The sequence below is a fragment of the Gordonia sp. WA4-43 genome (assembly GCF_020520305.1).
GTDB lineage: Bacteria > Actinomycetota > Actinomycetes > Mycobacteriales > Mycobacteriaceae > Gordonia > Gordonia hongkongensis.
Map to the genome: position 1 here is coordinate 1,484,937 of NZ_CP084736.1, position 24,576 is coordinate 1,509,512.

Below are 24,576 nucleotides of genomic sequence, written 5' to 3' on the forward strand. Positions count from 1 at the left end.
CCGGATGGATGTTCGGTTCTGGATGCGGCGCCCCCGGCCGACGCGGTCGCGGCGGCAGGGGTGTGGTCAGTGTATCGCGGTGCAACAGCCGATCAGCAGGCAATATTTCCGTCAGATCCCGAGCACGCGGATCGTCTGTCGCGTGCCGACGCTGCGCGGATCGACGAAGGCCTCGTGCCCCTCACCGGGGACGACGATGAGTTCGGCGGACTGTCCGCGTGCGATCGCGGCGTCGACGTACCGGCGGCTGGACTCGACCGGGATCAGGTCATCGGCGTCGCCGTGGATCGCGACGACGTGGGCGTCGACCACCGGCGCCAGCAGTGGTGAGGCGTCGGAGTAGCGGCGCGGCGACTCGCTGAACGGCCGACCCATGAACGCCCGCACCGACTCCCGGTCCGCTGCGCCGACGGTGTCGAGCACGGCCGCCTGGGCGATCACGGTGGTGATGGTGGCCGTGGCGGTCCGGGCTCCGAGCTGACCGACGGCCCAGACCGCGAGCTGACCACCCGCGGAATGCCCGACGACCGCGGTCGAGGCGAAGTCGACAGCGCCGGGCGGGAGCAGGTCGCGGACGGGACCGTCCAGGGCACCGAGCGCGTCGAGGACATCCCGGCCGGTATTCGGCCACCCGCCGCCCTCTTCACCCACCCGGCGGTACTCGATGTTCCACACCGCCGCCCCGCGTTCGGCGAGCATCCGGGCGATCGCGGTCTGGGTCGTCGACCCGAACTCGACAGACCAGGACCCGCCGTGGACAAGCACCACGAGCCGCGTCGGCGTCGCGGCGTCGAGCCCCTCGGAAGGCACGTACAGGTGCCCGAATTGGGAAGGCGCAGAGCCGTATTCGATCTTGGTCCGACGCACCGAACGGCGTCCGACGACACTCATCGGGCCCACCGGCGGGTGAGCACCCCGATCGCGCCGAGGGCCACCGCGGCGGCCGTCGACGTACGCAACACCTCGGGGCCGAGCACGACCGAGTTCGCACCGAGCGCGGTCAGGTCGGCGACCTCGCCGGCGTCGAGTCCGCCCTCGGGCCCGACCACGAGCAGGATCTCGGTGGCGTCGGCGAGGGGTAGCCGGGCCAGGGGTTGCGCGGCTTCCTCGTGCAGGACGGCGACGACCCCTCCCCGCGCCACGGCGTCCGCGCAGCGGGCCCGGACGTCGATGGTGGTCGCGAGGTCGGTGATCTCCGGAATCCATGGTCGACGGCTCTGTTTGGCAGCTGCCGAGGCCGCGGCCCGCCATTTGGCCACGCCCTTGTCCGCCTTGCCCGTCCACCGCGACACGCACCGCAGCGCCTGCCACGGCACGATGACGTCGGCGCCGGCCTCGGTGGCGAGGTCGACCGCGAGCTCGGACCGCTCCGACTTCGGGAGCGCCTGCACCACGGTCACCTGCGGGGTCGGGCGAGCCTCGAACGCGAGGTCGTGGACGGTCGCCACCAGTGTGTCCTTGGCGGTGATCTCCCGGATCTCGCAACCGCCGACCGAGCCGGCGCCGTCGCCGACGAGGATCCGTTCGCCGACGCCCAGCCGGGCGACGGTGACCGCGTGACGACCCTCGGCGCCGCTCAGGATCAGGTCAGCGCCGGGCGCGGGCACGGAGTCCGCCCAGAACAGCGGTGGACTCACCGCGTACCCGCCGTCCCGAACGCGCACATCCACTCGGAGATCGCCGCCGCGGACACCAGGTGCCTATTTCCCGGCGAACGCGTTGCGCAGCCGCGAGAAGAGGCCGCCGGGCGCCGCGGCCGCCGAGGTGTTGACGACCTCGATCTCGTCGGCGGCGATCTTGCGGTACTTCTTCAGTGCTTCGGTCTGCGCCGCATCGAGTCTGGTCGGTACGACGACGTCGAGGTGGACGTGCATGGTGCCGCGCACACCGGAACTGACGTGCGGCATGCCCTGCCCGCGCAGCTTCACGATCTGGCCCGGCTGCGTGCCGGGCGCGACCGTCACGGTGACCGGATCGCCGAGAATCGTCTCCACCTCGAACTCGGCACCGAGCGCGGCGTCGGCCATCGGGACCTTGACGGTGCAGTGCAGGTCGTCCTTGTCGCGCAGGAACACCTCGTGCGGCCGTTCGGCGACCTCGACGTACAAATCGCCGGCCGGGCCGCCGCCGAGACCCACCTCACCCTGCCCGGTGAGGCGGACACGCATGCCGTTCTCGATCCCGGCGGGGATGCGCACGGTCATCGTGCGCCGCGAGCGGTAGCGTCCGTCGCCGCCGCACTTGTGGCAGGGGTCGGGGATGACCTCGCCGACGCCGTGGCAGGTCGGGCACTCGCGCACGGTCATGACCTGCCCGAGGAAGGAACGCTGCACCGACTGGATCTCCCCGGCGCCCTTGCAGATGTCGCAGGTGACCGGCTTGCTGTCGCCGTTGGTTCCCGAGCCGGTACACACGTCGCAGAGGATCGCGGTGTCGACGGTGATCTCTTTGGCGACACCCTTGGCGCACTCGGCGAGATCCAGGGTCACGTTCACCAGTGCCGGCTCACCCGGCTGGACACGGGACTTGGGTCCGCGGCCCGAGCCGAAGCCCCCGCCACCGCCGCCGAAGGCACCGCCGTTGCCGAAGAACGCCTCGAAGACGTCGCCGAATCCCCCGCCGCCGCCACCGAAACCGCCGAAGCCGCCCGCACCGGCGCCGGCCAGCGGATCACCGCCGGCGTCGACGATGCGACGCTTCTCCGGATCGGTCAGCACCTCGTAGGCGGTGCTGACCTCTTTGAACTCGTCTTCGTTGCCCGGGTTGACGTCGGGGTGCAGCTCCCGCGCCTTCTTGCGGTAGGCGCGCTTGAGCTCCTGATCACTGGCGCCCTTCGCCACTCCCAGGATTGCGTAGTAGTCACGTGCCACGGTTGTAGTGATCCTTCGGTCTCAGTTGGTGCCTGGCGGCGGGTGCTCTCACGATCGCGCGACGCGCGGGTGGACCGGCCGTCCCCGTCGTCGTCCCGGCTCGGTGTCGCGAGCGGCCGCCGTCGACGCTGCGGTATGCCCGACAGCGATCATGGAAAAACAGCGATCATCGTTCGGCGAGCACCTCGCCGATGTACTTGGCAACGGCCGCCACCGAGGCGATGGTTCCCGGATAGTCCATCCGTGTGGGGCCGAGCACACCGACGCCGCCGAACACGGTTCCCGAAGCACCGTACCCTGTCGACACGACCGAGGTGCCACGCAGGTTCTCGGTCCGGGTCTCCTCGCCGATCTGCACCGTGACCTGGCCCATGTCCTGGGTTGTCGCCAAGATCTTGAGCACCACCACCTGCTCCTCGAGCGCCTCGAGAACGGTGTCCATCCCGCCGACGACGGGGGTGAAGTCGGCCGCCGACCGCGCGAGGTTCGACGTGCCGCCGAGCACCAGCCGGTCGTCACCGCGTTCGACGAGGGTCTCCACCAGCACGGTGGCGATGTTGAGGACCGCTCCGCGCAGATCCTCAGGCGCGGAATTGGCGAGCTCGGCCACCGCGGCCGACGCGGCTTCGAGGCGTTTGCCGTGCAGTGCGGCCGAGAACAGATCGCGCAACCGGGCGATCTCGTCCTCATCGTGGTCTTCGCTCAGCGCCACCATGCGCTGTTCGACCCGGCCGTTGTCGACGATGACGACCAGCAGCAGGCGCGACGGAGACAGGGTGACGACCTCGAGGTGACGCACGGTCGCCGCCGACAAGACCGGGTACTGGATGACCGCGACCTGTCTCGTCAGCTGGGCAAGGAGCCGCACCGAGCGCCGGAGCACGTCGTCGAGGTCGACGCCGGAGTCGAGCACCGAGAGGATCGCCCGGCGCTCGGCGGCCGACAGCGGCTTGATCTCGCTGATCCGATCGACGAACATCCGGTAGCCCTTGTCGGTGGGCACCCGGCCGGAGCTGGTGTGCGGCTGGGTGATGTATCCCTCTGCCTCCAGGACCGCCATGTCGTTGCGGACGGTGGCACTCGACACCCCCAGCTGGTGTCGCTCCACGAGCGCCTTCGAACCGATCGGTTCCTGCGTGTCGACGTAGTCGGTCACGATCGCACGCAAGATCTCGAAGCGACGATCATCGGTGGTAGACACGCGGCACACCTCCTGACTCGGGTCCCTGCCATACAGTTGGGTGCGTTCCATAGTACGAAATGGGATCGCGATCACCGTGCCACGGCGTGGTGTCGCGCACTGACCGTCGACGCGTCGTCGCAGATCAGCAATCGTCGAGGCACGGGCGTCGGAGGAGTTCGCATGATCTTCAAGGGGGTGCGGGAGGGCAAGCCCTATCCCGACCACGGGCTGTCGACGCGTGGCTGGGCCAAGATCCCGCCGCGGCAACTCCGGCTCGACCAGCTGACGCCGATCACCAAGGTCCTCGCCTTGGACAAGCTCCTCAGCGAGGACTCCACCTTCTACGGCGACCTGTTCGCCCACGTCGTGCGGTGGGAGGGCGAGCTCTATCTGGAGGACGGCCTGCATCGCGCCGTCCGGTCGGCATTGCGCAACCGCCACATCATCCACGCCCGCACCCTCGACCTCGACGCCCTGGACCTGTCCGACGCGGCCAAACCCCTCGACGAGCAACTCGAAGACACCGCCGAGATCCCGGCGCGCCGGCCCCCGACCACGCCCGACGGCCCCGGTGCGCATCGGCGCGGTGCGCGATCGACGGGCTGGACGAGTCCGCCTCGCCCCGATCAGAGCTGGTAGGCCGACAACCGGCCCCGCGTCAGCCCCAGAGCACGCGGCGGATCACGCCGTCGGCCAGCAACCGACCCGCGTCGGTGAGCACGTAGGCGTCGTCGGCCGCGGTGAGCAGTCCGGCGGCCCGGAGCTGTTCGGCATGCGCGGTCTCGGCGTCGTCGAGGAGGTCGCGCGGCAGTCCGCTGCGGCACCGGGTGGTCAGCATGACGGCCTCGAGGTGCCGGTCCTCGGGGGTCAGCTGTTCTGCCGAAGCGATCGGCAAGACCCCGTCCGCCAGCGACTTCGCATAGCGCGCAGGATGTTTGGCGTTCAGCCAGCGCACGCCGGCGACGTGGGAATGCGCCCCCGGACCGATGCCCCACCAGTCGTTGCTGTGCCAGTAGGCGATGTTGTGACGACACACCGACTTCTCGCCGCGCGCCCAGTTCGACACCTCGTACCAGTCGAGTCCGTCCGCACGCAGACGACGGTCGAGGATCTGATAGCGGTCGGCGAGGACGTCGTCGTCGGGTGCTGGCATCTCCCCGCGCCGGATGCGGCGGGCGAGCGCGGTGCCGTCCTCGACGATCAGCGCGTAGGCCGACACATGGTCGACCCCGGCGTCGAGCACCGCATCAACGGTGGCGTGCAGGTCGGCGTCGGTCTCGCCGGGCGTGCCGTAGATCAGGTCGAGGTTGACGTGGTCGAACCCGGCCGCTCGTGCCTCCCTGGCGGCCGCAACCGCCCGACCCGGGGTGTGCGTGCGATCGAGCAGCCGGAGCACGTGTGCGGCGGCCGACTGCATGCCGAGCGAGATGCGGGTGAAACCGGCGGAGCGGAGGTCGTCGAAGAACTCCGGCGAGGTCGACTCCGGATTCGACTCGGTGGTGATCTCGACGTCGTCGGACAGGTCGAAGTGGACCCGGACGGCGTCGAGGAGTCGTGTGAGACCGTCGCCGCCGAGCAGCGACGGGGTGCCCCCGCCGACGAAGATCGTCGAGACCGGCCGGCCGGGGGCCAGCATCCGCGACGCCGCCTCGAGTTCGCGGGCGACCGCGTGCTGCCACGATTCCGGCGACGACGACGAACCGAGTTCGCCCGCCGTATAGGTGTTGAAGTCGCAGTACCCACACCGGGTCGCGCAGAACGGGACGTGCAGGTACAGCGCGAGTGGTACGTCCGTGTCGACCTCGCGGCACGCAGCGGCAACCAGGTCGGCTGCGATGGTGGTGGTGTCGACGTTCACCGTTCCATGATGCCGATCGCGGCGACGTGGAAGGAAATCGTCGCCCAGATCGGGAACAGCGCAGTACTCGACGGCGTTGTGCGGCGCAGGCAGGCGTCGAGGCCGGCCTGGTTTCCATCATCATGATGGAAAATAACCCCAAGTAGACGAGCCGATAGGGAGCGTGGCACTATGGACCGCGTGATTTTCCCCGGGGTGTGGCTCGCAGCTCGCCGCCACATTGATCTCAAGCGCGTCAACAGCGCTTTCTGTCGCATCTAGCGACGTCTCGGCCCCGATTTGTCCCCGATTCCCTGGGGATGCCGGCACGTTTCAGCCCGTAACTCGTGCAACGAACGCCGGCCCTGTGCGCCGGCACAGGAGAGTTCATGACGTCCACCACCGACGCCCCCGCCGCTTCCGGTCCGGGTGCACCGAACGACGCTGCCGCTGCAGAGCCGGCCGCCGCGAAGCCCGCGCGCCCGGCCCGCAAGGCCCGTCCGACCAAGCGCCGCGCCGAGGGTCAGTGGAAGCTCGGTTATCGCGAGCCGCTGAACCCGAACGAGCAGGTCAAGAAGGACGACAACCCGCTCAACGTGCGTGCGCGCATCGAGAACATCTATTCCAAGCAGGGTTTCGACTCGATCGACAGACAGGACCTGCGCGGCCGGATGCGCTGGTGGGGTCTCTACACCCAGCGCGCCGAGGGTTACGACGGCACCTGGACCGGCGACGAGAACATCGACATCCTCGAAGACAGCCACTTCATGATGCGGGTGCGCTGCGACGGCGGTGCGCTCAACGTCGCTCAGCTGCGCACCCTCGGTGAGATCTCCACCGAGTTCGCCCGCGACACCGCCGACCTCTCCGACCGGGAGAACGTCCAGTACCACTGGATCCGCATCGAAGACGTCCCGACCATCTGGGAGCGCCTCGAGGGCGTGGGGCTGCAGACCACCGAGGCCTGCGGCGACTGCCCCCGCGTCGTGCTGGGTTCGCCGCTCGCAGGCGAGTCCCTCGACGAGGTCCTCGACCCCACCCCGGCCATCGACGAGATCGTGCGCCGCTACATCGGCGACCCGAAGTACTCGAACCTGCCGCGCAAGTTCAAGACCGCGATCTCGGGCCAGCAGGACGTGGTCCACGAGATCAACGACGTCGCGTTCGTCGGCGTCGTGCATCCCGAGCACGGCCCCGGACTCGACCTCTGGGTCGGCGGCGGACTGTCCACCAACCCGATGCTCGCCCAGCGCGTCGGCGCCTGGGTGCCGCTCGACGAAGTGCCCGACGTCTGGGAGGCCGTGGTCTCGATCTTCCGCGACTACGGGTACCGGCGTCTGCGCGCCAAGGCGCGGCTGAAGTTCCTCGTCAAGGACTGGGGCATCGAGAAGTTCCGCCAGGTGCTCGAGGACGAGTACCTGGGTCGCAAGCTGATCGACGGCCCGGCGCCGGAGAAGCCCGAGCGCCCGATCGACCACATCGGTGTGCAGAAGCTGAGCAACGGGCTCAACGCGATCGGCTTCTCCCCCATCGCCGGTCGCGTCTCGGGCACGATCCTGACCAAGACCGCCGACGCGGTCGCCGAGGCCGGTTCCGACCGTGTGCGCTTCACCCCGTACCAGAAGCTGATCGTCCTCGACGTCCCCGACGACAAGGTCGAGTGGCTGATCGACGAGCTCAAGCCGCTCGGCCTGCACGGCCGGCCCACGCGGTGGCGCCGGAACCTGCTGGCGTGCAGCGGCATCGAATTCTGCAAGCTGTCGTTCACCGAGACCCGCAAGCGCTCGCAGGTCCTCGCCCCGGAACTGGACGAGCGGCTGGCCGACATCAACGCGCAGCTCGACGTGCCGATCACGGTGAACATCAACGGCTGCCCCAACTCGTGCGGACGGTCGCAGATCGCCGACATCGGCTTCAAGGGACAGCTCGTCGAGGACGCCGACGGCAACCAGACCGACGGCTTCCAGGTCCACCTCGGCGGCAGCCTGGGCCTGGACTCGGGTTTCGGTCGCAAGTTGCGCCAGCACAAGGTGCTGGGCACCGAACTGGGTGACTACATCGAGCGCGTGGTCCGCAACTTCGTCGACCAACGCGAAGAGGGTGAACGGTTCGCGCAGTGGGCCGTTCGTGCCGATGAGGAGGCGCTGCGATGACCATCGAGACCACCACCCGTACGGGCCGGCGCTTCAGCGAGGACCAGCTGCGGGACATCGCCGAGAAGGGTGCTGCAGACCTCGGTTCCGACGCCACCCCGGAGGAATTGATCCGCTGGACCGCGCAGACCTTCGGCACCAACTTCGTCGTCGCGTCGAACATGCAGGACGCGGCCCTGGTCGACCTCGCGGTGAAGAACATCGACCGTGAGCTCCTCGACGGCGACCCCGTCAAGGTGCTCTTCCTCGACACCGGGTACCACTTCGCCGAGACCATCGGCACCCGCGACGCCGTCGAGCAGGTCTATAACCATTCTGCCCCTCGCTTCGCTCGACCGGGCGTGGAGATGGTGAACCTGACCCCCGAGCAGAGCGTCGCCGAGCAGGACGAGCTGTTGGGGCGCAACCTCTTCGCGCGCGACCCGGGCGAATGCTGCCGCCTGCGCAAGGTCGTGCCGCTCAAGGCCGGACTCGCCGGGTACGACGCGTGGATCACGGGCATCCGTCGTGTGGAGGCACCGACTCGGGCCAACGCCCCGCTCATCTCCTTCGACGAGGGCTTCGGACTGGTCAAGATCAATCCGATCGCGGCCTGGTCCGACGAGACGATGCAGGACTACATCGACACCAACGGCGTGCTGGTGAATCCGCTCGTCGACGAGGGATACCCCTCCATCGGGTGCGCACCGTGCACCGCCAAACCCGAACCCGGATCCGATCCGCGCAGCGGCCGCTGGGCCGGTCGCGCCAAGACAGAATGTGGGCTGCACGCATGACCGTGACCGAAACACCGTCCGTTCCGGCGACGCCCGGCGTCGCCGCTGCCCAGACGAGCGGCGCCGCCGCGGAGGCCGACGAGTTCACCACACTCGACGCCCTGGAGTCCGAGGCGATCCACATCTTCCGCGAGGTCGCGGGCGAGTTCGAGCGGCCGGTGATCCTGTTCTCCGGCGGCAAGGACTCCACCGTGCTTTTGCACGTCGCGCTCAAGGCGTTCTGGCCTGCGCCACTGCCCTTCTCGCTGCTGCACGTCGACACCGGGCACAACCTGCCCGAGGTCCTCGAGTTCCGTGACCAGGTCGTGGAACGGCACAACCTGCGGCTGCATGTGGCCAAGGTGGAGGACTACCTCGCCGACGGTCGGCTCACCGAGCGCCCCGACGGAGTCCGCAACCCGCTGCAGACCATCCCCCTGCTCGACGCGATCACCGAGAACCGTTTCGACGCGGTGTTCGGCGGCGGTCGCCGCGACGAGGAGCGGTCGCGCGCCAAGGAGCGGATCTTCTCGCTGCGCAACGCCTTCGGCCAGTGGGACCCGAAGCGACAGCGCCCCGAGCTGTGGAACCTCTACAACGGCCGCCACGCCCCGGGCGAGCACGTGCGGGTGTTCCCGCTGTCGAACTGGACCGAGCTCGACATCTGGCGCTACATCGCTCGCGAGCAGGTGCTCCTCCCGTCGATCTACTACGCCCACGAGCGCGAGGTCTACCAGCGCGACGGCATGTGGATGACCTCGGGAGTCTGGGGCGGTCCCCGCGAAGGCGAAGAGGTGCAGCGCCTCTCGGTGCGCTACCGCACCGTCGGCGACGGCTCCTCGACCGGCGCGGTCCTCTCCGACGCCACGGACAACGAGGCCGTACTCGCCGAGGTCGCCGCGTCGCGGCTGACCGAGCGTGGCGCCACCCGTGGCGACGACCGGGTCTCCGAGGCCGCCATGGAAGACCGTAAGCGCGAAGGATATTTCTGATGAAGCACGCTCCTGATCTCCTCCGCATCGCGACCGCGGGCAGTGTCGACGACGGTAAGTCCACGCTCGTGGGCCGCCTGCTGTACGACACGAAATCCGTTCTGGCCGACCAGATCGACGCGGTCACGAAGGCGTCGGTGGACCGCGGTCTCGACACCCCGGACCTGTCGCTGCTCGTCGACGGGCTGCGGGCCGAGCGCGAACAGGGCATCACCATCGATGTCGCCTACCGCTACTTCGCCACTCCCGCGCGCTCGTTCGTGCTCGCCGACACCCCCGGGCACGTCCAGTACACCCGCAACACGGTGTCGGGTGCGTCGACCGCGCAGCTGGTGATCCTGCTCGTCGACGCCCGCACCGGCGTCGTCGCCCAGACCCGCCGCCATGCCGCGGTGATGGCCCTGCTCGGCGTGCCCCAGCTGGTGCTCGCGGTCAACAAGATCGACCTCGTCACCGATCAGGCGTCGGTGTTCGCCGAGATCTCCGCTGAATTCGCCGAACTCACCCGATCGCTGGGCTGGTCCGACGAGCAGGTCACCGCGATCCCGGTGTCGGCGCTGCACGGCGACAACGTGGCCCACCGCTCGGAGACGACCTCCTTCTACGACGGGCCCACACTCATCGAGCATCTCGAGACCGTGCCCAATCTGGTGGAGCGCAACGACGTCGGCCTGCGATTCCCGGTCCAGTACGTCATCCGTCCCCGCACGCCGGAACACCCCGACTACCGCGGTTACGCGGGTCAGATCGCCGCCGGCCGGGTCTCCGTCGGCGACGAGGTGGTCGTCCTGCCGTCGGGGCAGCGGACCACCGTCAGCCAGATCGACACCGCCGACGACGAATTGCCCACCGCGCACACCGGACGCAGTGTCACGATCCTGCTGGCAGACGACGTCGACATCTCGCGCGGTGACCTCATCGCCGCCGCCGCTGACGCCCCGGAACCGTTGCAGCAGTTCAGCGCAACGGTCTGCTGGCTCGCCGAGAAGCCCCTGCGCCCGGGCGCTCGCCTGCTCCTCAAGCACGGCACCAAGACCACCCAGGCGATCGTCGGCGCCCTCGACGCGCTGTTCGACGAGCAGAACCTCGCCCTGATGGAGGCTCCGGAGTCGGTGGAGCTCAACCAGATCGTGCGGATCTCGGTGCAGACCGCCGAGCCGATCCCGGCCGACGACTACCAGGTCAACCGGGAGTCGGGCAGCTTCCTGCTCATCGACCCGCAGGGCGGGAACACGCTGGCCGCAGGCCTCGTGGGCGACGCCTTGGCGCCGCTCCATCTCAAAGAGTTGGTGTGACACCGACTCTCGTCCTCGCCGCACACGGCAGTCGCGATCCGCGCTTCGGCGCGACCGCGCGCCGTGTGCGGAACGCCGTCGCGTCGAGCCTGCCCGGTGTCGAGGTGGTGCTCTCCTATCTCGACCTCGACGAGCCACTCGTGGGCGACGTTCTCGGACAGCTGGGCGGGTCGGATTCGCCGCACCACGGTCCCGTCGTCGTACCGATGCTGCTGTCGGCGGGGTACCACCACAAGATCGACCTACCGTCGATCATCGCGTCGCGACGACCGACCGCCCGGCAGACCGACGTCATGGGGACCCGGTCGTTGGCCGGGGCACTGGCGGACCGTCTGATCGAGGCCGGCCTGGGCCCGCACGACGGTGTGATCCTGTCCGCGGTCGGGTCCTCCGACCCGGCCGCCGATCGTTCGGTGCGCCTACGGGCGATCGAACTCTCGACACGGCTCCACCGGCCGGTCGAGGTGGTCTTCGCGACCAAGCTGGGGCCGCACAATCGCGCCGTCGTCTCGGCCGTGCGCCGACTCCGCGCCGGCGGTGCCCGACGTATCGCGGTGAGTCCGTACTTCCTGTCGGCCGGACTGCTCACCGAGCGGGTCGAGTCGGTTCTCGACGCCCTGGTCGACGACACCCTCGTCGCCGGTCCCCTCGGCACCCATCCGGACGTCATCGAGGCGATCGGGTCGCTCTACCGCACGGCGGCGGATCAACGAGTGGTGCCCGCCGGACACTGAGCCGTCCGCTGCTCCCGCTCCCTGATCCGAAAGAACGACATAGCCATTGCTCCCTGAGGAGCGCCCAGAGCTTGCGGAGGGCCGGAACACCACCCGCTCCCTGAGGAGGCCCGGAGCCTGCGGAGGGCCGGAACACCACCCGCTCCCTGAGGAGGCCCGGAGCCTGCGGAGGGCCGGAACACCACCCGCTCCCTGAGGAGGCCCGGAGCCTGCGGAGGGCCGTCACGAAGGGTCGCCGAACCACCGATCAACCGGCGACGACCAGCTCGGGACGCTCAGCCCGTGACAAGCCAGGCGATGATGACCAGGACCAGCAGCGCGAGCAGCGCGAAGGTGACCGGCGAACGCAGTATCTTCTTCATAATCCGGTCCCGTCGTCGTCGGCGAAGCGGCGTCGGTCGACCAGCGTGGCGGCGGCGTCGACCAGCAGACTGAGCACGTAGGCGATGAGGATCGCCACCGGGATCACGACGGCGACGGTCACCAGCAACTGGGGCACGAAGGACAGGCCCGTGAGCCACTCCTCCACGCTGTCCCACCAGTCGAAGAACGCCGACACCTCATCACCCCGTCATCCGTGCATCCGTTCCCGCGGGGAGCCGTACACCCGTCCGCGGCATCTGCGTCGCTCCGAGTCCGTGATCACCGCCACTGTCTCGCTCACGGGAGCCGAGTGGCGTCGGCGAGAACCCGTCGCAATGATGGAACTCATGTCTGTCGCAGATGACTCCACCGTAACGTCCCTGCCGACCGTGCCGCCGCGGGCATCCGGGACCGCGGCCGACGCCGACGTCTCCCCGGCGGCTCCCCCGGCACCGTCGCACACGAGCGCCTTCCCGCCGATCGGCGACTACGCGTTCCTGTCTGACACCGAGACCAACTGTCTCATCGCGCGCAACGGCTCCGTCGAGTGGATGTGCATACCCCGGCCCGATTCCCCGAGCGTCTTCGGCGCCATCCTCGACCGTAGTGCCGGCCACTTCCGACTGGCGCCCTACGGCGTGAACGTCCCGGTGGATCGGCGCTACCTGCCCGGCAGCCTGATGGTCGAGACCACCTGGCAGACCGACACCGGTTGGATCATCGTCCGTGACGCACTGGTCATGGGTCCGTGGCACGACAACGAACGTCGCTCGAAGACGCACCGCCGGACGCCCACCGACTGGGACGCCGAGCACATCCTGCTGCGCACCGTGCGCTGCGTGTCCGGCACCGTCGAACTGCACATGAGTTGCGAACCCGCCTTCGACTACCACCGCGGGACGACGAAGTGGGAGTACTCGGGACCGGCCTACGGCGAGGCGATCGCGACCGCCAAGGACACCGATGCCGACACGCCCACCCTGAAACTCACCACGGACCTCCGGCTGGGTCTGGAGGGTCGCGAAGCGCGGGCGCGTACCCGGCTCGTCGAAGGCGACAACCGCTTCGTCGCACTCAGCTGGTCCCGGCAGCCGGCGCCGCAGAACTTCGAGGAAGCCGCCCAGAAGATGTGGGCGACAAGCGAGTCGTGGCGGCAATGGATCAACATCGGCAGCTTCCCCGATCATCCGTGGCGCTCACATCTGCAGCGTTCGGCCCTCACGCTGAAGGGACTCACCTACTCCCCGACCGGTGCGCTGCTCGCCGCCGCGACCACGTCGCTGCCGGAAACGCCTCAGGGCGAACGCAACTGGGACTACCGATATGCGTGGGTACGTGACTCGACCTTCGCCCTGTGGGGTCTGTACACGCTCGGTCTCGACCGGGAGGCCGACGACTTCTTCTCCTTCATCGCCGATGTCTCGGGGATCACCAACGGGGAACGTCATCCGTTGCAGGTGATGTACGGCGTCGGCGGCGAGCGCACCCTGGAAGAGGAAGAGCTGACCCATCTCTCGGGCTACGACGGCGCCCGGCCGGTCCGTATCGGCAACGGCGCGTACAACCAGGCACAGCACGACATCTGGGGCACGATGCTCGACTCGGTGTACCTCAACATCAAATCGCACGAAGCGGTGCCGGAGACGCTGTGGCCCGTGTTGAAGGCCCAGGTCGAAGAAGCGATCAAGCACTGGAAGGACCCCGACCGCGGCATCTGGGAGGTGCGTGGGGAGCCGCAGCATTTCACGTCGTCGAAGGTGATGTGCTGGGTCGCGCTCGACCGCGGGTCACGCCTCGCGACGATGCACGGCGAGCAGGCGCACGCGCGCGAATGGGCGGCGATCGCGGAGGAGATCAGGGCCGACGTCCTGGCGCACGGGGTCAACGAGCGCGGGGTGTTCACCCAGCGTTACGGCGACGACGCGCTCGATGCCTCGTTACTACTCGTCCCGCTGCTGCGATTCCTGCCGCCGGACGACCCCCGGGTGCGCGCAACGGTTCTCGCGATCGCCGACGAACTCACCGAGAACGAACTGGTGCTCCGCTACCGGGTCGAGGAGACCGACGACGGCCTCAGCGGCGAAGAGGGTACGTTCACCATCTGCTCGTTCTGGCTGGTGTCGGCCCTCGTCGAGATCGGCGAACTGCCGCGGGCGAAGACGCTGTGTGAACGACTGCTGTCCTACTCGAGCCCGCTCAAGCTGTACGCCGAGGAGATCGACGCCAAGACCGGACAGCACCTCGGCAACTTCCCGCAGGCGTTCACCCACCTCGCCCTCATCAACGCGGTGATGCACGTGATCCGGGCCGAGGAGGCGGCCCATCAGGCCACGTTCCAGCCCGCGAATCACTGAGCGCGACGAGCCGAAACGCGCTCAGTCCAGCCGCCAGTCCTCGTAGGCGCGTGGGTCGTTGATCGGTTCGACATGCAGGGTCACGGTGAGATCGTCGACCGTGGCGCGGAGTTCGTCCTCGATCGTCTCGGCCAGGTCGTGCGCGCGCTGCACCGACCAGTCACCGGGGACGAGCATGTGCAACTGGACGAACCGTTCATGGCCGGCCTCCCGCGTGCGGACGTCGTGGAAGTCGATCCGGTCGGCGCGGTGACGCGCGAGGACGGCGTCGATCGCGGCGCGCAGGTCGTCGGGCAGCGCCGAGTCCATCAGTCCCGCACCGGATCGCCAGACCAACCGTCCGCCCACGACGAGGATGTTGGCAGCCACCGCGATGGCGATCAGCGGGTCGAGCGGCAGCCAGCCGGTCACGGCGACCAGGAACACACCGACCACCACGCCGGCCGTCGTCCACACGTCGGTCATGAGATGCCGGCCGTCGGCTTCGAGGGTCAGCGACCGATGACGTCGACCGGCGCGGATGAGCACCCAGCCGACGACCGCGTTGACCACCGTCGCGCCCACGGAGATCGCCAGTCCCATGCCGACTTCGTCCAGTTCCTCCGGGTGGAGCAGGCGGTCGACGGCCGTCGCGACGATGACGACCGCCGCGACGACGATCATCACCCCCTCGAACACCGCCGAGAGGTATTCCGCCTTGGTGTGCCCGAAGTTGTGGCTCCGGTCCGGCGGCTTCGCCGCCACCCGCAGCGCGACGAACGCTCCGATCGCCGCAACGAGGTTGACGGTGGACTCCAGCGCGTCGGAGAGCAGACCGACCGAGCCGGTGATCCGCCACGCGATCAGTTTGAGCCCGATCACGACGATCGCGGTCACGATGCTCAGCACCGCGAACGCCGAGAGGTCCCGGCGCGGGGTGCGCGTCGTCGTCATGACCGGAACCCGATCAGGCCGCGAGCCCCCGGCGCCGCAGCAGCGGTTCGATGCGCGGCCGGCGACCGATCAGGCCCTCATGTGCGACAAGCGGATCCACGCTGTCGCCGCGGGAGAGAGTGGCGTCGGCGAACCGGCGGCCGTTCTCGCGACGCAACCCGCCCTCGGCAAGGAACCATTGCTCGGTCTCCGCGTCGAGCACCTCCGACCAGATGTAGCTGTAGTAGCCGGCGGAGTAGCCGCCACCGAAGATGTGGTTGAAGTACGAGCTCCGGTAGCGCGGCGGGATCAGCTCGGTGTGCAGGCCCGCGTCGGTGAGCGCCTGCGCCTCGAAGGCCTCGACGTCGGCCACCGCCTCGGCCTCCGCCACCGACAACCGGTGCCAGGCCAGGTCCAGTGAGGATGCGGCGAGGTATTCGATGGTGCCGTGCGCGGACTCGGCTCCCGCCGACTCCCGCGCCGCATCGGCGAGCTCGGCCGGGATCGGCTCTCCGGTCTCGTGATGCCGGGCGTAGTTCGCCAGCACGTCCGGGTGCAGCGCCCACATCTCGTTCACCTGCGACGGGAACTCGACGAAGTCCCGCGGTACCGATGTCCCGGATTGCGACGGGTAGTCGACCGACGACAGCAACCCGTGCAGGGCGTGCCCGAACTCGTGGAAGAGCGTGGTGAGCTGATCCATCGTGAGCAGGCACGGTTGTCCGGCATCGGGTTTGGTCAGGTTCAACACGTTCACGATGATCGGCTGGGTGTGCAGGACCGACGACTGGTCGACGATGTTGTTCATCCACGCCCCGCCGCGTTTCGACGGCCGGGCGTAGAAGTCGCCGAGGAAGAGCCCGATACCGACGCCCGCGTCGTCGCGTACCTCCCAGGCGCGCACATCCGGGTGGTACAGCGGGAGATCGGTGATCTCCCGAAAGCTGAGGCCGTACAGCTTGTTCGCGGCGAAGAAGACGCCCCGGGTCAGCACCGCGTCCAGTTCGCAATAGTCCGCGAAGTCGTCGAGCGGCACCGCCGAGTGCGACCGCTTCTCCCGATCGAGCCAGAAGGTGAGATCGGCGGGGCCGATCGTCGCGTCACCCGCGAACTCGGTGAGCCGGGTGAGTTCGCGGCCACCGGCACGCATGGCCGAGGAGTTGAGCTCGCGCAGCATGTCGTCGACGGCACCCGGGTCCGGCGCCGTCTGCTCGGCGATCACGTACTCGGCGTGGTCCCGGTAGCCGAGCATCTCTGCTCGGCGTGCCCGCAGGCGGACGATCTCGAGGACCAGTTCCCGGGTGTCGTGTTCGTTGCCTCGGGCGCACCGCCCCACCGACGCGTCGAACACCCGCCGGCGCACATCGGCATTCGTCACTTCGGTGAGCACCGACTGGCTCGTCGGGAGTTCGAGCGTGAGGAGGTATCCGCTGTCGTGCCCGGCCTCGGCGGCGGCGCGGCGGGCGGCGGCGATCTGTCCGGCCGACAGACCGTCGAGTTCGGCGGCATCGTCGACGAGCACCGCCGAGTCGTTGGTGTCGTCGAGGATCTTCTGGGAGAACGTCGTCGTGAGATAGGCCAGGCGAGAAGCGATCTCCCGCATCTCACCCTGTGCGTCGGGGTCGAGTCCGGCTCCGGCGCGGACCGATTCCCGGTACCGCTTGTCGAGCAACCGGCGCTGGGCTTCGGTGAGATGGAGTTCGTCGGCGCGCGAATGGAGGTCGGAGATCCGTTCGAAGAGAACCGGATTCATCGCGATCGTGTTCGCATGATCGGTCAGGAGCGTCGACAGCTCCTGGGAGATCTCGTTGCGTCTGGGGTTCGTGTCGGGCCCGACGAGGTTGAAGAAGATCCCCGACGCCCGGGCCAGGTCGCGCCCCGACAGCTCCAGGGCTTCGATCGTGTTGGCGAAGGTCGGTGCCGCGGGATCGGCCGCAATCGCCTCCACCTCGGCCACATGCGACGCCATGGCCTCGGTGAACGCCGGCAGGAAGTCATCGTCGGAGATCGATGCGAAGTCGGGGAGATCGTAGGGCAGGCCGCTTTGCGCCAGTACCGGATTGGTGCCCTGTGCTGCGGTCATCGTCTCCCCGCTCCCGGTCTGCCCGTCGCCCATCACTTCCCCTTCGGCTTGTCACCCACCGCGTCGGTGGAGAGCGCGGCCACGAAGGCCTCCTGCGGGACCTCGACGCGACCGATGGTCTTCATCCGCTTCTTGCCCTCCTTCTGCTTCTCGAGCAGTTTGCGCTTACGGCTGATGTCGCCGCCGTAGCACTTTGCCAGCACGTCCTTGCGGATGGCTCGGATGTTCTCGCGCGCAATGATCTTCGAGCCGACGGCGGCCTGCACCGGGACCTCGAACTGCTGACGCGGGATGAGCTCCTTGAGCTTGATCGCCATCCGGTTGCCGTAGGCATACGCGGCGTCCTTGTGGACGATCGCACTGAACGCGTCGACGGCCTCGCCCTGGAGCAGGATGTCGACCTTCACCAGGTCGGCTTCCTGCTCGCCCGCCTCCTCGTAGTCGAGGCTGGCGTAGCCGCGCGTCCGCGACTTCAAGGCGTCGAAGAAGTCGAAGATGATCTCGGCCATGGGCAGCGTGTACCGCAGTTCCACGCGTGTCTCCGACAGGTAGTCCATCCCGCCGAGCTCACCTCGACGCGACTGACACAGCTCCATGATCGCGCCGATGAACTCACTCGGCGCGATCACGGTGGTCTTGACGATGGGTTCGTAGATGTGCCGGGTCTTGCCTTCCGGCCAGTCCGACGGGTTGGTCACCACATGCTCCGAACCGTCTTCCATCACCACCCGGTAGACGACGTTGGGGGCGGTCGAGATCAGGTCGAGGTTGAACTCGCGCTCGAGACGCTCGCGGGTGATTTCCATGTGCAGCAGGCCGAGGAAGCCGCAGCGGAACCCGAAGCCGAGCGCGACCGAGGTCTCCGGCTCGAAGGTCAGGGCGGCGTCATTGAGTTGCAGCTTTTCGAGCGCCTCACGCAGGACCGGGTAGTCGGATCCGTCGAGCGGGTACAGCCCCGAGTAGACCATCGGGCGCGGCTCGCGGTACCCCGTCAGCGCCTGCTCGGCACCCCGGCGGGCGGTGGTGACGGTGTCGCCGACCTTCGACTGGCGGACGTCCTTCACACCCGTGATCAGGTAACCGACCTCGCCGACACCCAGTCCCGTGGTCGGCTTCGGTTCCGGGGACACGATGCCCACCTCGAGCAGCTCGTGCGTTGTGCCGGTCGACATCATCAGGATCTTCTCCCGCGGCACGATCTTGCCGTCGACGACCCGGACGTAGGTGACCACGCCGCGATAGGTGTCGTACACCGAGTCGAAGATCATCGCGCGCGCCGGAGCGTCGGAGTCGCCCACCGGAGCCGGCACCTTCCGGATGACCTCGTCGAGCAGCTCGGTGACCCCGACGCCGGTCTTGCCCGACACACGCAGCACGTCTTCCGGCTCGCAACCCACGATGTGCGCGAGTTCGGCAGCGTAGCGCTCGGGGTCGGCCGCGGGCAGGTCGATCTTGTTGAGCACCGGGATGATGGTGAGGTCGTTCTCCATCGCCAGATACAGGTTGGCGAGGGTCTGGGCCTCGATGCCCTGCGCGGCGTCGACGAGCAGGACAGCTCCCTCGCACGCCTCCAGAGCGCGGGACACCTCGTAGGTGAAGTCGACGTGCCCGGGGGTGTCGATGAGGTGCAGGACGTAGTCCTCGTCGCCCTCCGCCGACTTCACCGTCCAGGGCAGACGGACGTTCTGCGCCTTGATGGTGATGCCGCGCTCGCGCTCGATGTCCATTCGATCGAGGTACTGCGCCCGCATCTGCCGCTCTTCGACGACGCCGGTGAGCTGCAGCATCCGGTCTGCCAGCGTCGACTTGCCGTGGTCGATGTGGGCGATGATGCAGAAGTTCCGGATACGTGCCGGATCGGTGAAGGTGGTGTCGGCGAAGGTGGGAATGGAACTACTCCTCGAACGAGAACTTCGGTAGAGAACGGGTACGGATACGGGTTGTCCTCCAGTTTCTCATGAGCACCCCGCGTGGCGCGTCCGGCCACGTCGCACCCTTCGAGACGGCCCTCCGCAGGCTCCGGGCCTCCTCAGGGATCGGGGAGACGGCCCTCCGCAGGCTCCGGGCCTCCTCAGGGATCGGGGAGACGGCCCTCCGCAGGCTCCGGGCCTCCTCAGGGATCGGAGAAGTCCGCGAGCACCTCCGAAGGCGCTACGGTGGCAGCCGTGTCCGCGTCCACCGTCACCACCATCGAGTCCGACGACGTCGCCGCCGAGGTACACCGCCCGGGGATCCCGGCACGTGCCACGCTCGTCCTCGCCCACGGCGCAGGCGGCAACCGCGACGCCGTGATCCTGCGTGCCCTGGCCGAGGAACTGTGCGACCGCGGGTTCGTCGTCGCCCGGATCGACCTGCCGTATCGACGGCGCCGGCCCAAGGGCCCGCCCAGCCCGTCCACCGCCGCCGCCGACCGGGACGGCATCCGTGCCGCGTGCGCAACGCTGCGCGCCGAGTCCGACGGGCCGTTGATCGTGGGTGGCCACTCCTATGGCGGGCGACAGTCCTCGATGGCCGTCGCCGAGGACGGAACAACTCTGGCCGACGGCCTGCTGCTGACGTCGTATCCGCTGCATCCGCCGGGCAAGCCCGACCGACTGCGCACCGAACACCTGCCGTCGATCACCGTCCCCACCCTCGTGGTCCACGGGAGCACCGACCCGTTCGGCACCACCGACGAGATGACCCGCGCGATCGGCCTCATCGACGCGCCGACACACATCGTCGAACTCGAGAAGGTCGGACACGACCTCAACCCGAAGAGGAAACCCACCGCAGCCCTCACCGCGGACGCGATCGAGGACTTCCTGCTACCCCACATCTCCGGAGAGGACTCCTGACGATGACCAGTCGCGACGCCCGGCCCGCACTTCGGCCGACAACCGATCTCGCCCGCACCATCAGCTATTCCCCCGACCTCGACGGCGACGCCGACCCCGGCGAGATCGTGTGGACCTGGGTCGCCTACGAGGACGACCCGAACCAGGGAAAGGACCGGCCGGTCCTGGTCGTCGGCCGGGACGCCCGGGCCGACCGGTCCGACACCGTGCTCGGGCTCATGCTGTCGAGCAAGGACCACCGGGACGACGGCAACTGGCTTCCCGTCGGGTCGGGCGCATGGGATTCCCAGGGCCGGCCGAGCTTCGTGCGCCTCGACCGTGTACTCGTCGTCGACGACGACGGCATCCGCCGGGAAGGCGCGATCCTCGACCGCACGACGTTCGACGCCGTCGCCCAGGAACTCCGCGGGCACTACGGCTGGCGGTGACCCGGAGGACGAAACCCTAGGCGAGCCGGGTGATCTCGACGATGACGTCGAGGTCGGTCGCGCCGCCGCCGGTGTAGATACCCTTCAGCGGCGACACATCGGCGTAGTCACGACCCACGCCCACCGACACATGCTGCTCGGTGATCGGGGTGTCGTTGGTCGGGTCGTAGCCCCACCAGCCGCCCGTCCACGCCTCGATCCAGGCGTGACTCTGACCCTGCACCGTCTTGTCGATCTCGGCGTCGGGTTCGGGATGGAGATACCCCGACACGTACCGGGCGGGGATGCCCAGCCCGCGGAGCATCAGCAGGGTGAGGTGCGCGTAGTCCTGACACACGCCCTTGCGGTCGGTCCACGCGTCGACCGCGGTGGTGTGCACGCCCGTCGTGCCGGGGACGTACTCCATCTCGGTGTGGATGAAGCGACACACCGCCTCGACCGCCTCCTCGGGGGTGAGCCCCTTGGTCACCTTCTTCGCGGTCGACAGCAGTGACCGGTTGCGGGCGACATACGGTGTGTAAGACAGCATCTCGTCATACCGGTCGATGACGTGATCGCTGTTCACGTCGTCCCACGAGACCTGATCCTCCTCGTCGGGACGTTGTCCGGCCTCGGTTTCGACGACCGACAGCCCCGAGACCTCGAGTTCGTTGTGCGGCGCGTGCAGATCGAAGGCGGTGACCGCGGTACCCCAGTAGTCGGTGTACCGGTAGGACCTCGTCGCCGGGACCGTCTCGACCCGGTTGACGATCACGTTCTGGCGGGCGTCGCTGCGCGGAGTGAGCCGGGCTTCGTTGTACGACGAGGTGACCGGACTGTGGTAGGCGAAACCCGTGGAATGGACAACACGCAGACGCCAGCTCACAGCTCACTCTCCTCGATGACATGCCCGTCGCTGACGCGGGCGTCGGCCCACGAGACATAGGGCGACACATGGAAATACTGCTTCGTGACCGCCTCGTTGACCGCGCGGCAGGTGTCCTGCAGGTCGACGAGCCGGTCCTGCAGATCGTCGAGCAACTTCCCGGGCTCGAGGAACTCGAGCGAACTGCGCGCGCGGCCCAGCAGCAACTGCGCCTCGGCCTGGGCCCCGACCCGGCTCGGCCCACTCTCGAGCTGGCCCAGATTGCGCTCGGCGACGCTGAGGGCGTGGAAGATGGACCGTGGGAACAGCCGGTCGAGAAGCATGAACTCGACGATGTTCTCGGCGTCCAACACACCGCGGTAGGTCCGCAGGAAGGTGTCGTGCCCGCCGGCGGACACGAGGACGTTCACCCAGGCCGGCGACGTCGTCCGATCTCCGGCGCGGGACAGCAACATCCGGATGGTCATGTCGACCCGCTCCACCGACCGACCCAGCAGCAGATACCGGTAGCCGTCGTCGTGGCTGAGGGTGGCGTCGGCGAGGCCCGCGAACATCGCCGCCCGGTTCTTCACGTACGACAGGAACTCGTGGGGACCGAGGCGACGCGAGCGCCGTTCGGCGCCGTCGAGTCCGTTGTAGGTGGTGTTGAGACATTCCCACAACTCGCTGGACGTGACTTCGCGTGCGCCACGGGCGTTTTCCCGCGCCGCCCGGATCAGGTCGACGATCGACCCCACCGCGTCGGCGTCGTAGGCGACGCGTTCGGTCAGCGACCAGACATCGAGCTCGTCGTCGTCCTCCGGCGCGGTGAGCCCGAGCACCTGGATGATCAGGCGTGCCTGCCGGTCGACGTCGACCGTGGTGTCCTCGAGGATCTGGTGGATCGCGACATCGAGGATGCGCGCCATGTCGTCGGCGCGCTCGACGTATCTGCCGATCCAGTAGAGCGATTCGGCGTTCCGCGCCAGCATCATCGGACGTCACCGCCCTGCTGCTGTGTCATGTCGCCGGACGTGGCCGTCGGATTCGGTTGCGGCGTCATGCCACCCATCTGCTGCGTCCCACCCAACTGCTGCATCATGGAACCCATCTGCTGCGTCCCAGACAACTGCTGCATCATCGAACCCTGCTGTTGCTGTTGAGTCTGCGTGTGCACCGGGTCGGGGGCGCTCTCCGCCGGCCGGGCGGCGGCGACACCGCTCGTCGTCACGACCTTCGCACCCGACAACTCCCGGTCCCCCTCGGAGGTGCGCGAGGCCAGCACCCAGGTGTCCTTGGAACCGCCGCCCTGGCTCGAGTTGACGACGAGCGATCCCTCCGGCAGCGCCACCCGGGTCAGTCCGCCGGGTAGGACCCACACGGATTCACCGTCGTTGACCGCGAACGGACGCAGGTCGACGTGGCGCGGTCGGATGTCGTCACCGATCTTCGTCGGTACCGTCGACAGCTGCACGACCGGTTGCGCGATCCACCCGCGCGGATCGTTGCGGACCTTGCGTGCCAGTGCGTCCAATTCGGCGCCGGTCGCGTCGGGGCCGAAGACGATGCCGTAACCGCCCGATCCCTCAACGGGTTTCACGACGAGTTCGTCGATGCGGTCGAGCACCTCCTCGCACTCGTCGGGGAGCCAGCAGCGCAGGGTGTCGACGTTCTGGAGACTCGGCTTCTCGCCGAGGTAGTACTGGATGATCTCCGGCACGTAGGTGTAGATCAGCTTATCGTCGCCGACGCCGTTGCCGACCGCACTGGAGATCACCACGTTGCCCGCGCGTGCGGCGTTCAGCAGCCCCGCCACGCCGAGCATCGAATCCGGCCGGAACTGCATGGGATCGAGGAAGTCGTCATCGATGCGGCGGTAGATGACGTCGACCCGCTGCTCCCCCTCGGTCGTGCGCATGTACACGACGTTGTCGCGGCAGAACAGGTCACGGCCCTCGACCAGCTCGACGCCCATCAGGCGTGCGAGGAGCGAGTGCTCGAAGTAGGCCGAGTTGGCCACGCCCGGGGTCAGCACGACGATGTTCGGGTCGGCCTCGTTGAACGCCGCCGACGCGCGCAGCGCGCGCAGGAGGTGGCTCGGGTAGTCGGCGACCGCACGCACCTTGTGTTTGGAGAACAGATCCGGGAAGACGCGGGCCATCGCGCGCCGGTTCTCGAGCACATAGGAGACGCCCGACGGCGACCGCAGATTGTCCTCGAGGACGCGGAAGTCGCCGTTCTCGTCGCGGATCAGGTCGATACCCGCGACGTGGATGCGAACACCGTTGGGCGGCCGGATGTTTGCTGCCTGTCGATGAAAGTGCTCACAGGAGTGGACGAGTCGCTTGGGCAACACCCCGTCGCGCAGGATCTCCTGCTCGCCGTAGATGTCGTCGAGGAAGAGTTCCAGCGCCTGTACGCGCTGGGTGATACCCGCCTCGAGCTTGTTCCACTCCGCGGCCGAGATCACCCGTGGCACAACATCCAACGGGAAGGGGCGTTCCTTGCCGGACAGCGAGAACGTCACACCCTGGTCGAGATAGGCACGCCCGAGGGCCTCCACACGGGCCTCCACGAGGTCGGACTGATCCTCGTCGGCCATGGCCTTGTAGATACCGCGGTACGGTGTCCGCACCTCGCCGGCGGCATCGAACATCTCGTCATATGCCTTGCCGTACGGGCCTTTTGCGTACCCGCCGAAGTTGCCGGTGAAGTTCTCCCCGGTGGTTGCGTCGCCCGCGCCCTTCGCCGACCGGCTGCCGGAACCGGAACCCTTGGTCGAACCGGACTTGGCGGAGGCCGTCCGTCCCGGCGAGGTGGACGACGCCGCTTTCGCGGCTGCGGACTTACGCGCCGCCTTCTTGGCTGGCGCACTTGTCGATGCGGGGGTCATAAACTGCCATGGTGCTACAGAATGCCGAAATCGGCAGGACGTC

At 68.3% G+C, this 24,576-nt stretch carries 21 protein-coding genes; 9 read left to right on the plus strand and 12 right to left on the minus strand.

The window, feature by feature from the left end:
• Positions 1–111 precede the first annotated feature (111 nt).
• The 4 genes from LEL84_RS06710 to hrcA all read right to left on the minus strand — a co-directional run bounded on the left by LEL84_RS06710 (position 112) and on the right by hrcA (position 4,071).
• Positions 112–891, minus strand: coding sequence for an alpha/beta hydrolase family protein (locus tag LEL84_RS06710; protein ID WP_165629854.1), 780 nt, complete (start codon positions 889–891; stop codon positions 112–114).
• Positions 888–1,637, minus strand: coding sequence for a 16S rRNA (uracil(1498)-N(3))-methyltransferase (locus LEL84_RS06715; RefSeq protein WP_159371946.1), 750 nt, complete (start codon positions 1,635–1,637; stop codon positions 888–890). The genes LEL84_RS06710 and LEL84_RS06715 overlap by 4 nt, the downstream gene beginning before the upstream one ends.
• Positions 1,638–1,700: 63 nt before the next feature.
• Positions 1,701–2,870 (minus strand): molecular chaperone DnaJ, encoded by a 1,170-nt coding sequence (dnaJ, locus tag LEL84_RS06720; protein ID WP_165629853.1) that lies wholly within the window; start codon positions 2,868–2,870, stop codon positions 1,701–1,703.
• 166 nt (positions 2,871–3,036) lie between these two features.
• Positions 3,037–4,071 (minus strand): heat-inducible transcriptional repressor HrcA, encoded by a 1,035-nt coding sequence (gene hrcA, locus LEL84_RS06725; RefSeq protein ID WP_055475525.1) that lies wholly within the window; start codon positions 4,069–4,071, stop codon positions 3,037–3,039.
• A gap of 162 nt (positions 4,072–4,233) precedes the next feature.
• On the opposite strand from hrcA, the gene LEL84_RS06730 reads away from it, so the two are divergent.
• The gene (locus LEL84_RS06730; protein ID WP_058252083.1) at positions 4,234–4,692 is read left to right on the plus strand and encodes a type II toxin-antitoxin system VapB family antitoxin; all 459 of its coding nucleotides are present in this window, start codon (positions 4,234–4,236) and stop codon (positions 4,690–4,692) included.
• Positions 4,693–4,711: 19 nt separating this feature from the next.
• Here LEL84_RS06730 and hemW read toward each other — a convergent pair whose 3' ends face one another.
• Positions 4,712–5,911, minus strand: a complete 1,200-nt coding sequence (gene hemW, locus LEL84_RS06735; RefSeq protein WP_055475481.1) for a radical SAM family heme chaperone HemW — start codon at positions 5,909–5,911, stop codon at positions 4,712–4,714.
• A gap of 368 nt (positions 5,912–6,279) precedes the next feature.
• Here hemW and LEL84_RS06740 point away from each other — a divergent pair, with 368 nt between their 5' ends.
• From LEL84_RS06740 to LEL84_RS06760, 5 genes are read left to right on the plus strand one after another with little or no spacing between them, the layout of a single operon-like run.
• On the plus strand, positions 6,280–8,043 hold the full coding sequence (locus LEL84_RS06740; RefSeq protein ID WP_226513641.1) for a nitrite/sulfite reductase: 1,764 nt from the start codon (positions 6,280–6,282) through the stop codon (positions 8,041–8,043).
• Positions 8,040–8,819 carry a phosphoadenylyl-sulfate reductase gene (locus LEL84_RS06745; protein WP_137810283.1) on the plus strand — a complete coding sequence of 260 codons (780 nt, stop codon included), beginning with the start codon at positions 8,040–8,042 and terminating at the stop codon, positions 8,817–8,819. The genes LEL84_RS06740 and LEL84_RS06745 overlap by 4 nt, the downstream gene beginning before the upstream one ends.
• Positions 8,801–9,790 carry a sulfate adenylyltransferase subunit CysD gene (cysD, locus tag LEL84_RS06750; protein WP_176455919.1) on the plus strand — a complete coding sequence of 330 codons (990 nt, stop codon included), beginning with the start codon at positions 8,801–8,803 and terminating at the stop codon, positions 9,788–9,790. The genes LEL84_RS06745 and cysD overlap by 19 nt, the downstream gene beginning before the upstream one ends.
• Entirely contained in the window at positions 9,790–11,085 is a 1,296-nt protein-coding gene (locus LEL84_RS06755) for a sulfate adenylyltransferase subunit 1 (protein ID WP_226513642.1), read from the plus strand. Before cysD ends, LEL84_RS06755 begins: the two co-directional genes overlap by 1 nt.
• Positions 11,082–11,819, plus strand: a complete 738-nt coding sequence (locus tag LEL84_RS06760) for a sirohydrochlorin chelatase (protein WP_226513643.1) — start codon at positions 11,082–11,084, stop codon at positions 11,817–11,819. Before LEL84_RS06755 ends, LEL84_RS06760 begins: the two co-directional genes overlap by 4 nt.
• 358 nt (positions 11,820–12,177) lie before the next feature.
• Here the strand turns inward: LEL84_RS06760 and LEL84_RS06765 are convergent, their stop codons facing one another.
• Positions 12,178–12,378 carry a hypothetical protein gene (locus LEL84_RS06765; RefSeq protein WP_055475487.1) on the minus strand — a complete coding sequence of 67 codons (201 nt, stop codon included), beginning with the start codon at positions 12,376–12,378 and terminating at the stop codon, positions 12,178–12,180.
• A 151-nt stretch (positions 12,379–12,529) separates the two neighbouring features.
• On the opposite strand from LEL84_RS06765, the gene LEL84_RS06770 reads away from it, so the two are divergent.
• A complete protein-coding gene (locus tag LEL84_RS06770; protein ID WP_078112966.1) occupies positions 12,530–14,536 on the plus strand; it encodes a glycoside hydrolase family 15 protein in 2,007 nt (668 codons plus the stop codon).
• Positions 14,537–14,557: 21 nt separating this feature from the next.
• On the opposite strand, the gene LEL84_RS06775 is transcribed toward LEL84_RS06770, so the two are convergent.
• The 3 genes from LEL84_RS06775 to lepA are packed head-to-tail and all read right to left on the minus strand — an operon-like array spanning position 14,558 to position 19,420.
• On the minus strand, positions 14,558–15,469 hold the full coding sequence (locus LEL84_RS06775; protein WP_226513644.1) for a cation diffusion facilitator family transporter: 912 nt from the start codon (positions 15,467–15,469) through the stop codon (positions 14,558–14,560).
• Positions 15,470–15,482: 13 nt separating this feature from the next.
• The gene (locus LEL84_RS06780) at positions 15,483–17,531 is read right to left on the minus strand and encodes a M3 family metallopeptidase (protein ID WP_226513645.1); all 2,049 of its coding nucleotides are present in this window, start codon (positions 17,529–17,531) and stop codon (positions 15,483–15,485) included.
• Positions 17,532–17,563: 32 nt separating this feature from the next.
• Positions 17,564–19,420, minus strand: a complete 1,857-nt coding sequence (gene lepA, locus LEL84_RS06785; RefSeq protein ID WP_078112904.1) for a translation elongation factor 4 — start codon at positions 19,418–19,420, stop codon at positions 17,564–17,566.
• Between the two features lie 267 nt (positions 19,421–19,687).
• On the opposite strand from lepA, the gene LEL84_RS06790 reads away from it, so the two are divergent.
• Positions 19,688–20,368 carry an alpha/beta fold hydrolase gene (locus LEL84_RS06790; RefSeq protein ID WP_226513646.1) on the plus strand — a complete coding sequence of 227 codons (681 nt, stop codon included), beginning with the start codon at positions 19,688–19,690 and terminating at the stop codon, positions 20,366–20,368.
• Between the two features lie 2 nt (positions 20,369–20,370).
• Positions 20,371–20,796 carry a type II toxin-antitoxin system PemK/MazF family toxin gene (locus LEL84_RS06795; RefSeq protein WP_065631478.1) on the plus strand — a complete coding sequence of 142 codons (426 nt, stop codon included), beginning with the start codon at positions 20,371–20,373 and terminating at the stop codon, positions 20,794–20,796.
• A 16-nt stretch (positions 20,797–20,812) separates the two neighbouring features.
• On the opposite strand, the gene LEL84_RS06800 is transcribed toward LEL84_RS06795, so the two are convergent.
• From LEL84_RS06800 to LEL84_RS06810, 3 genes are read right to left on the minus strand one after another with little or no spacing between them, the layout of a single operon-like run.
• Positions 20,813–21,661 (minus strand): transglutaminase family protein, encoded by an 849-nt coding sequence (locus LEL84_RS06800; RefSeq protein WP_058252095.1) that lies wholly within the window; start codon positions 21,659–21,661, stop codon positions 20,813–20,815.
• Entirely contained in the window at positions 21,658–22,635 is a 978-nt protein-coding gene (locus LEL84_RS06805; RefSeq protein WP_058252096.1) for an alpha-E domain-containing protein, read from the minus strand. The genes LEL84_RS06800 and LEL84_RS06805 overlap by 4 nt, the downstream gene beginning before the upstream one ends.
• Positions 22,632–24,533, minus strand: a complete 1,902-nt coding sequence (locus LEL84_RS06810; RefSeq protein WP_226513647.1) for a circularly permuted type 2 ATP-grasp protein — start codon at positions 24,531–24,533, stop codon at positions 22,632–22,634. Before LEL84_RS06810 ends, LEL84_RS06805 begins: the two co-directional genes overlap by 4 nt.
• Positions 24,534–24,576: the final 43 nt, after the last annotated feature.